This is a genomic window from uncultured Nostoc sp., assembly GCF_964245445.1.
Classification (GTDB): Bacteria; Cyanobacteriota; Cyanobacteriia; order Cyanobacteriales; family Nostocaceae; genus Nostoc.
Window position 1 is genome coordinate 1 of record NZ_CAXTNE010000209.1, and the last position, 14,855, is coordinate 14,855.

Sequence of the window (14,855 nt, forward strand, 5' to 3'; positions counted from 1 at the left end):
CCCTAACCCCTCCCCCAATCCCTCCCCGCTCTTCGGGAGGGGAGACAAAGCGTAGTTTTGGCGGGGTGGGGTTCAAATTGTTTGATTTATGCAAGAGGTCTATTGATCGTTAGTTATTTTTTACTCATCCTCCTCATCTCCTCCATTCTCCCACTCCATCATTAGTTGTCTGAGTTACTCCCAGACTGTACTAATTCTTGTTAACTTAAAAGAATGCTAATTAATGCTGAACTCCTACTGCAATACCAACGTTGTAAACGTCGGACTTTTCTAGATATCCACGGTGACAAAAGTCAGCGTGATGCTCCCAATGAGTTGCTGCAAAAACTGCAACAAGACAAAATCGCTCATCAGCTGAGTGCTTTGGCAAAGGTGACTTATCACCAACCAGATTATTCTTATGGAAACTGGGAAGCGGCAGAGGCAGCAACTTTAGAATTGATGCAGCGTGGGGTTGAGTACATCTATAAGGGAGTTTTGTTAGCAACTTATTCTGAAGGATACACTCTGCTAAGTCGTCCAGATTTACTCGTCAAACGACCAGGAAAATCTTGCTTTGGAGATTGGATGTATGTTCCGGCTAGTATTGAACTGGGTAAGCGTCCTAAGCAAGAATATCAAGTTGTTGCCGCATTTCACGCCCAAGTATTGGCAACAATACAAGACTTGGCACCAGAAACAGCTTGGCTGATATTGCGTACCAAAGAGAGAAATTATCCTGTGGATTTGCTCAAATGGACACCACGGATGCAGCAGATTCTGGAGGAGTTTATTCAAGTTTTAGAGTTACCAAATCCGCCAGAGGTGTTTATTTCTCGGCAAAAGTGCAATCTTTGCCATTGGTATAGTCAATGTTATGCGATTGCTCAATCTGAAAAACATCTCTCATTATTACCAGGTGTAACACCTCTTCGCTACACTCAACTCCAAGACGTAGCCATCACCACACTAGAATCTCTGGCTAACACCAGTCCTAGCACCTTAGAAAACTTGCTTGGTTTTGACACAGAAGTTGCGCCCAAACTGATAGTACAAGCTCAATCTTCACTGGAAAAACGACCATTAATCTTACCATACCCGCTACCAACAGAAGATATTACATTCACAGCACCCATAGAGCTTTACTTTGATATTGAGGCACAGCCCGACTTAAATTTAAATTATCTTTTAGGGGTTTTGGTCGTTGATAGACTTGCCAATACAGAACAATTTTACTCGTTTTTAGCAGATAAACCAGAAGACGAACAATTAGTTTGGCAGCAATTTTTGGATTTGGTTTGGCAATATCCCGAAGCGCCAATTTATCATTTTTGTGTCTACGAGTTTGATACAGTCAAACGGTTGGCAAGGCTTTACAACACTCCTTCCTCCTTAGTGCGTCCTGTACTGAATCGATTTGTGGATGTATATGAACAATTAACCCAAAGTGTAGCATTGCCTGTAGAAAGTTATGCCCTGAAAGCGATCGCTCGTTGGTTAGGATTCGAGTGGCGGGAAAAAGAAGCTAGTGGTGCTAAATGTATTTACTGGTATGATCAGTGGCTAGAAACAGGCGATCGCAGCTTACTAGAAATTATCCAAAGCTACAACGAAGATGACTGTCGCGCTACCCTGAAAGTGAAAAACTGGCTTGTAAACTTTTTTCAGAATGAATACGGTTTGCGGTTAGCTTAAGTAATTTCGGATTTTTTAAAAGGTTTCAATTGCTTAGAATACATGTTATTTGTAGCGGTCTACAGATGTAAACCCTGCTTGCTTTAGCGTGATATCTCATTTATAATTTTCCCACTTCAACAAAAACTATATGCAGCTAATTAAAAATATATTCCAACTTCCAAGAATTATTTACTTTTTTATCCCAGTTATAATTATCATTCTTTTATTCAATTTTTTACCCATAAATGCTGTTGAAATAAGTAGCATAGAGTTTATCGGAGAAGTTACTTTAGCAAAAGGTTTAAACTTACAAAAAACTGAAGTTGGAGGTCTATCTGGAATTACCTATGATGCCAAAAACAACCTCTATTATGCTATTTCCGATGACCGTGGACAAAAAGCTAATGCCCGTTTTTACACCCTGACAATCGACTTAAGCAAGGGTTCTCTACAAAAGGGTAAAATTGTTCCTGTCGGTGTTACCACATTATTAAATGAAAACGGTCAAACATTTCGCCCTGGTAAAACTGATACAGAAGGTATTACCTTAACTAATAAAGCAACTGTATTTATTTCTTCTGAAGGCGATGCTGCAAAATTAATTAATCCTTTTATTAAAGAGTTCTCATTATCTTCTGGTAAAGAAATTACCACACTTCCCATACCAAACAAATTTTTGCCTAATAAAAGCGGTAAACAAGGTATCCGCAACAATTTGGCTTTTGAAAGCCTTACCATTACACCCGATAAAAAGTATCTATTCACAGCTACCGAAAATGCTCTAATTCAAGATGGTGTCGCAGCAAAAGCTAACATCGGTACTCCTTGTCGGATTTTGCAATACAACTTGCTCAACAACCAGCCAGAAAAGGAATTTCTTTACCAAACAGAATCAGTTTCTCCCTTTTTGAATGTGACTGGCAAATTCGCTAGTGGATTACCTGATTTACTTGCTCTAGATAATCAAGGACACTTCCTAAGTTTAGAACGGTCTTTTACTGGTTTAGGATTTGCTATTTCTCTATTTCAGGTTTCTTTAGAAAAAGCTGATGATATTCATAAGATAGACAGCCTTTTAGCAGTTGGCTCTAAAAATATTAAACCAGTTCAGAAAAAACTGCTGTTAGATTTGAGAACCCTAGATGTACTGCTAGATAATATTGAAGGCTTAACTCTTGGCCCTAAGTTACCTGATGGTCAGCAATCATTAATTCTCATCAGTGATAACAATTTCAACTCCTTGCAACGCACCCAGATACTAGCCTTTAAAATTAAAATTGAAACACCACTAATCAGATTATTACACCGTTTACTCCCGAATCTCAACCCTTAGGCATACAGAGGTATCAGGGTTTTAATGCCATTTACTTTTTCCTGTGTATTCACGGAATCTACTAGCCAGCTTTATCTAGCTTATTTGTAGTTTACGTGTAATTTCTCAACCGTATTGCTTAATAGATATGTTACACAATATTTAGGAGATTTTTCCGAGAGATTAACCATGATTATAGAATATGATTAATTTTCTACAAATTATGATAGTTTATAAATTTAAATTTAATAATTAGCTAAGACTTATTGAAGTATTTTGCCAACAATATTTTTCATAAATAATTTTTATGTCACAAAATAAAATTGAGAATATGGTAGGGCAAAAAGCAGAATTAGACAATTACATTGGACAGTTTTTAAATAATCGCTATTTAATCAGAGATTTGATTGGCAAAGGTGGGATGGGTAGAGTTTATTTAGCAGAAGATACTGCTAAAGGTAGTATGCCGATCGCAGTCAAAATTTTATCACTCAGTTTGGCGAACCAGCACATGTCCCAACGCTTTGCTAGAGAGATTTTTATCGGCGCTCAATTGGGGCGCAAAAGTAAACATATTGTTCGCATATTAAGTTATGGTATTACTGAAGATAAAACTCCGTTTTATGTAATGGAATACCTGCAAGGAAAAAATCTCAAACAAATTCTTCAAATTCAGCCCTTAATAATATCGAAATTTTTGGAGATTTGTAATCAAATTTGTTTAGGCTTACAATGTGCCCACCAAGGTATCAGCCTCAAAGGAGAGATTTATCCTATTGTTCATAGAGATATTAAACCAGAAAATATATTCATTACTGAAGATAGTAAACAGGGAGAAATTGTTAAAATACTAGATTTTGGTATTGCCAAGTTTTTAACAGAGCGAAGTGGGATGACGCTAACAGATTCTTTTATTGGCAGTTTACCTTACTGTTCTCCCGAACACATGGAAGGGCGAAAATTGCTAGATGTCCGCTCTGATATTTACAGTTTGGGAGTACTAATGTTTGAGATGCTGACAGGAAAGCATCCATTTCAGATTCAGACAAAAAGTAACTCCTTTGGTACTTGGTATCAAGCGCATCGCTTTCAAATTCCACCCACTCTTGAGGAAGTGAATCCGCAAGTCAAAATCCCGCAGGTATTAGAAAAAACAGTGCTGAGTTGTTTAGCTAAAGATGTAAGCGATCGCCCTCAAAATATTAACCAAATATTAGAAGAATTAAAAAAAATTAATATTCAGATTAATGATGGGATTCCTAGCAATAGCAGTGACATTATTCAACTTTCATTTCCGGTTCAATTAGTACCTTCAACTTTATTATCAGAACAAGAGTGTTTGCAGAAGAATTGGCCTAAAAATAAACCAATTGCGCCAATAGGGTTTCCCCATTTACTACAAACAACTGAAAGAGCTATACCAACTTTTTGGGCAATGTTACCCAAACAAGAAATTACAAAATTTTTGGATAAAATACATGGTACTGAATTTATTAGTAAAATAAACGTTTACCCGATGCTATTGTGGGTAACTGTACTATATGATACCCAACCTTCTATGACTAAGTGGTTACCTTATTTTCTGGATTTGAAAGATAATAAAGGCCAGAATATAGCACGTACTTTAGCGGAAGTAGGTTACTATCATCTACTATTTTTTGCCATAGAAGATCCAACTCGTTGCTCTCATGTAACAACTTTAAGCCTTACGGGTAACCAGCGCCAGCAACTTATAGATTGTTTAGACATGAGTCAACATTCAAATGAATTAGTTCTGTATAATCAAGCCAAAAATCTTTTAAAAGCAGATTATGAAAAACTGAAGTTAGACATTTTACATAAGTTAGCCGCAGAGCAAAAATCTGAGACAGAAGGTTTAAAAATTTGGATCGATAAATTTTTGGAGATGTTTTTAAACCTTTTATCACGTCCTTGAAAGTCTGCTATCAAAATAAAAATGCTTGTTACCATTACCTGATGATATTTTTATGTGTGTATTGCTAACTTTAAATAGACTCAGCAGCAGAGGTGAATAAAGTGAATAAAAGCCCATTTACATCTCCAAGTAGTACGGGCTTGCTTGCCAATCGTTATCAACTCAAGCAATTAATTGGTAGCGGTGGCATGGGTGAAGTTTTTTTAGCAAATGATATTTTGTTAGGAGGCATACCAGTTGCTATCAAGTTTTTGACTCAAACTGTTGTCGATAACAAAATGCAACAAGACTTTGCTCGTGAAGCTTTAATGAGTGCAGCTTTGAGTCAAAAGAGCTTACATATAGTACGGGCGTATGATTATGGTGTGAATGAGAAAGGAAAACCATACTATGTTATGGAATATCTATGTGGTAAGAGTTTAAAGGATTTAATTCCGCTATCACTGCCCATGTTTTTGACTCTCTCCCGCCAAATTTGTTTGGGCTTACAGTGCGCCCATCAAGGCATTAACATTGATGGCAAAATTTGTCCGTTAGTTCATAGAGATATCAAGCCTGCTAATATATTAGTTATTCCCGATCCGATATTGGGCCAGTTAGTTAAAATTCTCGATTTTGGTATTGCTAGATTTTTGAATTATGCATCAACAGCTAGTACAAGCAAAGGATTTAATGGCACTTTACCCTACTGTTCTCCAGAACAGCTAGATGGGGAAAAATTAGATAGTCGCTCTGATATTTATAGCTTGGGTGTGATGATGTTTGAAATGCTTACAGGCAAAAAACCTTGGAAACCAGAAACTGATTACTTTGGTGCTTGGTATAAAGCACATCACTTTGAGCAACCAAAGGCGATCTCAGAGGTTAAACCTACTCTTAAAATACCTCATAAGCTAAATAATTTAATCATGTCTTGTATTGCGAAAAAATCTTGCGATCGCCCACAAAATATCGCTCAAATTTTGCAAGTCTTAAATAGTTTAGAAGAGTCTAATTCTCCCAGTATACCTACAACTTTACCCCCTAGTTCTATCCTTAGCCGTCCCTTAGATTCAGGTTTAGCAATCACAGTACAACAAAGCTGTCGGAAACTTTTGTGGCCTCAGAATAAACCAATTCAAGAAATTGTTTTTCCTCAGGTTCTAGACACCGCACAAGGATCTATGACAGCCCTATGGTTGATGTTGTCTAAACAAGAAATCAAAAACTATGCTCTTTCTACCCGTTATAACCACTTTATCTTCATGACATCCCCTCACCCAATGCTGTTGTGGGTAACTGTACTCTACAATCGGCAATTGGCTCCTAAGTGGCTACCTTGCTACTTAGATATGCAAAATCCCCAAAATCTTAGGCTGGTAAGTTTCCTGGCTGAAAATGAACACTATCCTTTAATTTTCTTTACTCTGGAAGCACCACATTCGTGCACCAACGTTCTCAGTAGTCGCATCGAGCCAACTCAGCGACAAATGTTGAAAAACTGGGCGCAACAAATTCATAGTCTACCACCCGCTTCTCAACCCCAGTTGAGCAAACAGCTATTAAAGCAGCAGTATAAACAAATGCAATCCCGCATATTGCAGCATCTGGAATCACAGCCACAGGTTGTATTATCAAGCTCTATTTAAGGAAAAATCCGCACCTGGGAGAGACGTAATACCGTTCGGTTAAGGAATTTTTTGGTTGAGGCAGGCAGGGGAGGCAGGGGGAGAACAGAAGCAGGTAAAGAGAAGAATTACTGAACAATAACTCTCTTTCTTCAAGAGCCTCAAGAGCTTATCCGAACAGTATTGGGGAGAGACGGGACAAAAATAATTGCTAATTTTCCACTCCAAAACACTTGACAAGTAGAAAAAAAATAGTGATAATAGCAAAGTTGCCAAACAAGGGACTGTAGTTCAATTGGTTAGAGCACCGCCCTGTCACGGCGGAAGTTGCGGGTTCGAGCCCCGTCAGTCCCGTTAAAAATTTATAAGTAGTGAATTACTGAACTAAAGTTCGACGATTTTGGATTTTGAATTCCCTAAAGGGATTGAACCAGAATTCAGGGTTTGAATATAAGCTACATTTATCATGCTTTGCGAAAGAGAGAATTAACTGTGACTGTCAGAGTCCGAATTGCGCCAAGTCCAACTGGAAATTTACATATTGGTACAGCTAGAACAGCTGTATTTAACTGGTTATTTGCCCGCCACCACGGCGGTAAATTTATATTGCGAATAGAAGACACAGATTTAGAGCGATCGCGTCCTGAATACACCGACAATATTCTTGAAGGATTGCGTTGGCTAGGGCTTAACTGGGATGAAGGGCCTTTTTTCCAATCTCAACGCCTGGATTTTTATAAGGAAGCAGTGCAAAAACTGCTAGATCAAGGATTAGCTTATCGCTGCTACACCACTTCTGAAGAACTAGAAACTCTAAGAGAAGCCCAAAAAGCTAGAGGCGAAGCTCCTCGCTATGACAACCGTCACCGCAACCTCACGCCAGAACAACGCGCCGCATTTGAAGCAGAAGGTCGCTCCTCTGTGATTCGCTTCAAAATCGAAGATGGGCAGGAAATTGTCTGGAACGACCTAGTAAGGGGAAAAATGTCTTGGCGAGGTAGCGATTTAGGTGGTGATATGGTCATCGCCCGCGCCTCAGAAGAGGGTAGCGGTCAACCTTTATACAACTTTGTAGTTGTAGTGGATGACATTGATATGCAAATCACCCATGTCATCCGGGGAGAAGACCACATCGCCAATACCGCCAAGCAAATTTTACTGTATGAAGCAATGGGTGCAAAAATTCCGGAGTTTGCCCACACGCCCCTGATTTTGAACATGGAAGGGCGCAAACTTTCTAAACGAGATGGTGTCACTTCTATTTCTGACTTTCAGCAAATGGGCTTTATTGCTGATGGCTTGGTGAATTACATGACATTGCTGGGTTGGTCGCCACCAGACTCGACGCAAGAAATATTTACCTTAGAAGAAGCAGCGAAAGAATTTGGTTTTGAGCGTGTAAATAAAGCAGGTGCAAAGTTTGACTGGGACAAGCTGGATTGGTTGAACAGTCAGTATATCCACAAGACGCCAGTAGATAAACTCACAGATTTACTTATACCCTATTGGCAAGCGGCTGGGTATAAATTTGATGGTGGAAGAGATCGCGCCTGGTTAGAACAGCTTGTAACTTTAATTAGTCAGAGTCTGACTCGTTTAGTAGATGCAGTACCTCAAAGCCAACTGTTTTTTACTGACACAGTTGAATTTAGCGACGAAGGTAGTACACAACTCAAGCAAGAAGGTTCTACTGCTGTGCTTGAGGGGATTGTCACAGCTTTAGAAAATCAGCCGCAACTCTCCGAAGCCGCCGCCCAGGACATTATTAAACAAGTGGTGAAAGAGCAAAAAGTCAAAAAAGGCTTGGTAATGCGATCGCTCAGAGCAGCCTTAACTGGAGATGTTCATGGCCCCGACTTGATCCAATCTTGGTTACTACTAAATCAGATTGGTTTAGATAAGTCACGCTTGAGTAAGGCAATAACAGAAGCTAATTAGCGATTACAACAAATTTTAGATGGATCTGGGAGTGGGGAGTAGGGAGTAGTGAGTGAGGAATTATAAGAATTCTTCCCCCATTTTCTATTCCCCAATTTCAAATCTAAAATAGGTAGTCAATTCTCCTCACGTTGGGAACTTGGTGTGTAAAATTCATGTCTTCAAAAACACTTAGAAGCGAACGTAATTACAATGCCAATAAAAGCGCTCAATAGTGGGATGAGATTATCGTTCATGATAGTTATGTTGTTCATCACATCGACAGTAAATGCTGCGGTTGATGCTCAGGAAGCGCCAACGATATTTGGAGATGTCACCATTAGTCCTCAGTTTTCTCCAGATCCCCTGACAGTTCGCGGGATGAGTGGTGGTTCAATATCTGGGAGTCAAGTAGGTGCCAGAAGTGAAACAGCCACTGGCCCTTGCACTGGCTTTGTTGATGAAACACCAGACCACACATTAGCGCTAACAAGTAAATTTGACTACCTAAAGCTGCAAGTGCAAAGTCCTGAAGACACCACCATCATTATCAAGGGGCCCGGTGGTACTTGGTGCAATGACGATTCTGATGGCAAAAATGCTGGCATTAGTGGTGAATGGCTGCCTGGAAATTACGAAGTTTGGGTTGGTTCCTACGAAGAAGGTAAGTATCTTCCTTACACTCTACAAATTACAGAAGTTAAGTAGGGAATATGGGGCATTGGGCATGGGGCACTAGTTATTTCTCCCTCCCCACTCCCTACTCCCCCTAATGATGATTGAAAGAGGCTGGAATGACACAAGGAGCATTCTAAAGAAATTATCCGTGTCTTTGCATCCCGTTGCGCTCCCTTTTCTCGTGCGATATTGTATTAAAATTAAGTTAACTTTGATTAAGATTCTTGTTGGCATCGCCATAATGCGCCAATCGCTGTATGGCAGTGCATATAAGAGATCAAATTAAACAAAATGGATTTATAGACATCCGTTTAACAGCTTAGAGTGACAGAGTGATGAACATTCGGTTGCTGAGGCTGATGAGTTGTATAGGCATCTAGAGGCAAATTAAGATGAAATTCTCTTGGAAAGTTGTAGTACTCTGGACATTGCCTGCTTTGGTAATTGGTTTTTTCTTTTGGCAAGGGGCCTTTGCAGGCGCTCCTACCGACATGAGTAAGAATGCAGCCAATACGCGCATGACTTATGGTCGCTTTCTAGAATACTTGGATGGCGATCGCGTCACCAGCGTGGATCTGTACGAAGGCGGTAGGACAGCAATTATAGAAGCCCGCGATCCAGACATCGAAAATCGTGTCCAAAGGTGGCGTGTGGATTTGCCTGTTAACGCTCCTGAGTTAATTAGCAAGCTCAAAGAAAAAGACATTAGTTTTGATGCTCACCCCATGCGGAATGATGGCGCAATTTGGGGATTGTTGGGCAATCTCATATTCCCAGTTTTATTGATTACCGGGCTGTTCTTTTTGTTCCGGCGTTCAAGCAATCTTCCCGGCGGGCCAGGTCAAGCAATGAACTTCGGCAAATCCAAGGCGCGTTTCCAAATGGAGGCGAAAACCGGGGTCAAGTTTGATGACGTAGCCGGGATTGAAGAAGCTAAGGAAGAATTGCAAGAAGTTGTCACCTTCCTCAAGCAGCCAGAAAGATTTACTGCTGTAGGCGCACGGATTCCCAAGGGAGTGCTGTTAGTTGGACCTCCTGGAACTGGTAAAACTTTACTAGCAAAAGCGATCGCAGGCGAAGCAGGCGTACCTTTCTTCAGTATTTCCGGTTCGGAATTTGTGGAAATGTTCGTTGGTGTGGGTGCATCCCGCGTCCGCGATTTGTTCAAGAAAGCCAAAGATAACGCCCCCTGTATCATATTCATCGATGAAATTGACGCAGTTGGACGGCAACGGGGCGCTGGTATCGGTGGCGGTAACGACGAAAGAGAGCAAACCCTTAACCAATTGCTCACCGAAATGGACGGGTTTGAAGGTAATACAGGCATCATTATTATTGCTGCCACCAACCGTCCCGACGTATTAGACTCAGCCTTGTTACGTCCCGGTCGCTTTGACAGACAAGTAACTGTCGATGCACCCGATATTAAAGGACGTTTGGAAATCTTACAAGTCCATGCGCGGAACAAGAAATTAGATCCTAGTGTATCTTTGGATGCGATTGCTCGCCGTACTCCTGGATTTACTGGTGCTGACTTAGCTAACTTACTCAACGAAGCGGCAATTCTGACTGCTAGAAGACGCAAAGAAGCTATCACCCTCCGCGAAATTGATGACGCCGTAGATCGGGTAGTCGCTGGGATGGAAGGTACTCCTTTGGTAGACAGCAAGAGCAAGCGCTTAATTGCATACCACGAAATCGGACACGCTTTGGTTGGGACTTTGTTAAAAGACCATGACCCAGTGCAGAAAGTCACCTTGATTCCAAGAGGACAAGCACAGGGTTTAACTTGGTTTACTCCCAACGAAGAACAAGGGTTAATTTCTCGTTCTCAGTTGAAAGCAAGGATTACTGGTGCTTTGGGCGGTCGCGCTGCTGAAGAGGTGATTTTTGGGGCTGCGGAAGTCACAACTGGTGCTGGTGGAGATTTGCAGCAGTTATCGGGGATGGCGCGGCAAATGGTGACTCGTTTCGGGATGTCTGACTTAGGTCCATTGTCGTTGGAAAGCCAGCAGGGTGAAGTGTTCTTGGGTCGTGACTGGACAACCCGATCTGAGTATTCCGAATCCATCGCCTCTCGCATTGATGGACAAGTCCGAGCGATCGTGGAAGAATGCTATGAAAACTCCAAGAAGATTATCCGTGACCATCGCACTGTCACCGATCGCTTAGTCGATTTGCTTATCGAAAAAGAAACCATTGACGGCGAAGAATTCCGTCAGATTGTCGCTGAGTATGCTGAAGTCCCTGAGAAACAGCAGTACATACCGCAACTGTAGTAGCTGGCTTATTTCCAGTCTTTTGCCTGGGAATGATAAAAGAAGTAAAAAATTAAATGAGGATGGTATGTACCATCCTCATTTTTTATGTGAAATTTTGTAGTACATTTTTGGGTTGGTAGACAACGAGTGACAGCTACGCTAGTTTAACGGCTATTTGTCTTCCACTAATGTCATACCATACCTCTAAAGTAATCCCAATTTGAAAAAAGAATAGATATACACTCTCAAACCCTGTGATATCTAGTTTTCTTCCTAACAGAATTTTGAATGCGTGAATTTTGAATTAGTATAAGGTTTTTTCCATTTGTTGTTCTGTATCTGGGCTTTTTCCCAATCGTTTTTCTAGACTCTCAATGAGCTTTTGCTTTTGATTTTTACGCCATTTAGCAACAGCTACAGCAGTTCCCAAGACAGCTAAACCCAATGAGTAGTCAGGTTCGGGGACTGGAGTGCTTTGAGTATTATTTACATCTAAAACTTGGATGCGACCTTGGAAAAAGTCACCTACATAAAGCTTGCCATTTTTGTAATCCGAGCCAGCTGTCCAGTTAAATGTACCTGGTGTGAGGTCAAGAGGGTCGCCATAAGGCGATTGCTCACCTAGCTGAGGAGGTCGTCCAGCCGCAGCTTTACCATATTCACTTAAAAAGTTTCCGTCTTTATCAAAAACTTGGACTCTGCTATTAATCAAATCCATCACATAGATATTATCAAACTTGTCTACTTCGACATCAACAGGCTGATTAAACTGCCCAGGTTTACTGCCAGCTTCGCCAAATGTTTTGATAGGCTTTGCTTCTGAATTAAGTATCTGAACGCGATTATTGAACTGGTCAGTCACAACAAAGTTTCCGCTACCTGGGGATATTGCTATGCCTGCTGGGCCTTGGAACTGTCCTAATTGGTTGCCGGAGTTACCAATGCTACCAATAATCTCACCATCGGGATTAATTTTAATTATCCGATCATTACTAAAATCACCCACATAACCATTGCCTCCTTTATCGAATACAATACTTGATGGCCCAAAAAATAGCCTCCCCTCAATTAGACCGCCAAATTGACCTTCAACAATGGATTTGAGATAGTTACCTTTAGAATTGAATACATTAATACGGTTGTTGAAAACATCACCTGCATAGAGATTTCCAGTACCTGGCTGGAATGCTATAGCTGCTGGCTCGTCGAACTGTCCAGGGCCGCTGCCAGTGCCACCAATTCCTTTAAGATAGTTACCAGAGCTACTGAATACATCAATGCGATCAATACCACGACCATTAGCCACAAAGATGTTGCCAGTTGATTCCTGTACGGCTACGCCTTGAGGAGTAGCAAGCGTCCCTGGAGTTCCTGGAAGTTCCCCTTGAGCTAGGTTAGCAGGTCTACCAATACTAGTATTGTATTTTAAGCTAACAGCCTTAACTTCGACGGCGGTTGCCAAAAGTAAGAATCCAGCACTGGCAATAGCTACTGAGAAAATTTTTACTGCTTTCATACAGTTGAACTCCTAGATTATGCAACTTTAACGGTTGTTCCTAAACAAGCGCAAAAACAACTGTGCAATTGCACACTGTTACGTCAGCAACACAGATGCCAATTATTGCATCAATCACACACGACTGTTACTTGCTTTGTTTGTCAGATAAGCTGTTAAGCAAATAAGATTGCACATCAACTGGTGAGGTTGTCCAAAGTCAATTGTCCTTTGTCCTTAGTAAACACTTCTGGACTAATGACTAATGACTAATGACGGTCTACACGGAGTTTGTGCAATATGTAGGCGCGTTAGCTTAGTAGGATTCTTTTAATCCTGATAGAGGTACGATAGCGGCTGTCCAAACTTATAACGGATTAGTTACTTCAATAGTTACTATAAGTTACCTAGTAAAAATGTAAAGTAGGTACTTTAAAGTAACTAAATCACCCCTGATAAACTATTTATGCCTCTATTTAACGAACCTACAAGTTGTCCCATTGGCGTATTAACAAATTTGCTAACTGGGCCTTGGACACTAACCATTCTTTGGATTTTGCACTCCAAAGGCCCTACTCGGTTTGGTGCTTTAAAACGTCAGCTTGAAGGGATATCATCAAAAGTCTTAACTGAGAGGCTACGAATGCTTGAGGAGGCAGAGGTCGTTTACCGCGTTTATAAGCCGATGATTCCTCCTCAAGTTACTTATGGTCTAACAGAACGAGCGCAAGACTTGATTGTAGTTTTAGATCAACTTGAAGCGATCGCCCATAAATGGTATGCACAGGAGCAGGAAAAGATAAAACCGTCAGTGAAAGGATAATACGAACTGCAACATTGAGTTAGGTTAAAAAATTTGCTAGGAACAATTGCTCCAAAATCGATGTTTGGAACGCCCTTTCCTACCCACCGTGCTGTCCAATTTTCCAATTTGGGAAAACTTGTAGTGAGGAAATAAGCTCAGAAATTCTAACTTGCATTAATCCTTAACTACAATATTGGTGCTTTCTGCGTTTCTGTAAGCGTTAATAAATGATTGAGCAGTCATAACTTCATTAAGAGGATTTACAGAAGTTCAATCGTAATATTAATTTGTTGGTTTGATTAAAGTAGTAGACCAATTCCACTATTCAACAGATTAAAAATCCGAAACTGATAACATAGGTATTGTATATAAACATATACCCAATTTTATTTGCAGCAAATGAATAGCAAAGCTAAATTACTGAGTCTTGGTATCGTAACGGTTGCTCTTTCTTCTCTAACTGTCGGCACAGTTATAGCACAGACAAAACTGACAAATCAATCGAAATTATTCATCAATGGTGTTGGACAAGTTCGAGTTGGGATGACTGTTTCCCAAGCGGCAAAGGCTGCTGGTACTAAGCTAATTGGCGATTCAGCTAATAACAATTGCTACTATGTTAAGCCGGAATGGGAACCTAAGAATCTTGGGTTCATGGTTACAGAAGGTCGCATTTCTAGGGTAGATGTGTGGAGAGATGGCAAAATTACTACCTTAAAAGGTGCAAAAATCGGCGACACCGAAGCACGGATCAAATCTCTTTATCCAGGACAAATTAAAGTCACACCGCATAAATACGTCGAAGGTGGACATTACCTAACATTCATCCCAAAAGACCAATCTGACCAGAACTATCGTGTAATATTTGAGACTGATGGTAAGCGTGTTACTCAGTCTCGGTCAGGTAAACTACCGGAAGTTGAATTTGTTGAAGGCTGTTCTTGATCTGAAATATCATCAAACTTACTTTCTTAGCTTTCGCAAGTTGGTTGGCTATGCCCGCCGTTCGCGTAGCGTCTCGTAGAGAAAGCATCGCTGCACTTTACCCCCAAGATGATATAACTATGCATTTAAGCCTGATTGAGGGGTGATACAGTGCCGTACAGCGCCTTTAATCTCAGCCTCAGCAAAGTATTTGCTTGTTGAGCGTACGCATTTGCTTGTTGAGCGTACGCATTTGCTTGTTGA

The 14,855-nt window shown here is 40.7% G+C and carries 10 protein-coding genes and 1 tRNA gene; 10 read left to right on the forward strand and 1 reads right to left on the reverse strand.

Annotated elements, in window-relative coordinates:
- The first annotated feature begins 213 nt into the window (after positions 1 to 213).
- From ACFE90_RS27180 to ftsH2, 8 genes are all read left to right on the forward strand, one after another.
- Entirely contained in the window at positions 214 to 1,674 is a 1,461-nt protein-coding gene (locus tag ACFE90_RS27180; protein WP_375505524.1) for a TM0106 family RecB-like putative nuclease, read from the forward strand.
- 130 nt (positions 1,675 to 1,804) lie between these two features.
- Positions 1,805 to 2,989: an esterase-like activity of phytase family protein gene (locus ACFE90_RS27185; protein ID WP_375505525.1), complete on the forward strand. Its 1,185-nt coding sequence runs from the start codon at positions 1,805 to 1,807 to the stop codon at positions 2,987 to 2,989.
- A 286-nt stretch (positions 2,990 to 3,275) separates the two neighbouring features.
- Positions 3,276 to 4,904, forward strand: coding sequence for a serine/threonine protein kinase (locus ACFE90_RS27190; RefSeq protein ID WP_375505526.1), 1,629 nt, complete (start codon positions 3,276 to 3,278; stop codon positions 4,902 to 4,904).
- Between the two features lie 101 nt (positions 4,905 to 5,005).
- Positions 5,006 to 6,532: a serine/threonine protein kinase gene (locus tag ACFE90_RS27195; protein ID WP_375505527.1), complete on the forward strand. Its 1,527-nt coding sequence runs from the start codon at positions 5,006 to 5,008 to the stop codon at positions 6,530 to 6,532.
- A 259-nt stretch (positions 6,533 to 6,791) separates the two neighbouring features.
- Positions 6,792 to 6,865: transfer RNA gene (locus tag ACFE90_RS27200), tRNA-Asp, on the forward strand.
- Positions 6,866 to 7,003: 138 nt separating this feature from the next.
- Positions 7,004 to 8,449, forward strand: coding sequence for a glutamate--tRNA ligase (gene gltX, locus ACFE90_RS27205; RefSeq protein ID WP_375505528.1), 1,446 nt, complete (start codon positions 7,004 to 7,006; stop codon positions 8,447 to 8,449).
- Between the two features lie 192 nt (positions 8,450 to 8,641).
- Positions 8,642 to 9,136, forward strand: coding sequence for a hypothetical protein (locus ACFE90_RS27210; protein WP_375505529.1), 495 nt, complete (start codon positions 8,642 to 8,644; stop codon positions 9,134 to 9,136).
- 362 nt (positions 9,137 to 9,498) lie between these two features.
- The gene (gene ftsH2 / locus ACFE90_RS27215) at positions 9,499 to 11,385 is read left to right on the forward strand and encodes an ATP-dependent zinc metalloprotease FtsH2 (protein ID WP_375505530.1); all 1,887 of its coding nucleotides are present in this window, start codon (positions 9,499 to 9,501) and stop codon (positions 11,383 to 11,385) included.
- Positions 11,386 to 11,671: 286 nt separating this feature from the next.
- Here the strand turns inward: ftsH2 and scyF are convergent, their stop codons facing one another.
- On the reverse strand, positions 11,672 to 12,883 hold the full coding sequence (gene scyF, locus ACFE90_RS27220) for a scytonemin biosynthesis PEP-CTERM protein ScyF (RefSeq protein ID WP_375505531.1): 1,212 nt from the start codon (positions 12,881 to 12,883) through the stop codon (positions 11,672 to 11,674).
- Positions 12,884 to 13,328: 445 nt separating this feature from the next.
- On the opposite strand from scyF, the gene ACFE90_RS27225 reads away from it, so the two are divergent.
- Both ACFE90_RS27225 and ACFE90_RS27230 read left to right on the forward strand, forming a co-directional pair.
- Positions 13,329 to 13,685, forward strand: a complete 357-nt coding sequence (locus ACFE90_RS27225; RefSeq protein ID WP_375505532.1) for a winged helix-turn-helix transcriptional regulator — start codon at positions 13,329 to 13,331, stop codon at positions 13,683 to 13,685.
- 381 nt (positions 13,686 to 14,066) lie between these two features.
- On the forward strand, positions 14,067 to 14,612 hold the full coding sequence (locus tag ACFE90_RS27230; RefSeq protein ID WP_375505533.1) for a hypothetical protein: 546 nt from the start codon (positions 14,067 to 14,069) through the stop codon (positions 14,610 to 14,612).
- Positions 14,613 to 14,855 lie beyond the last annotated feature (243 nt).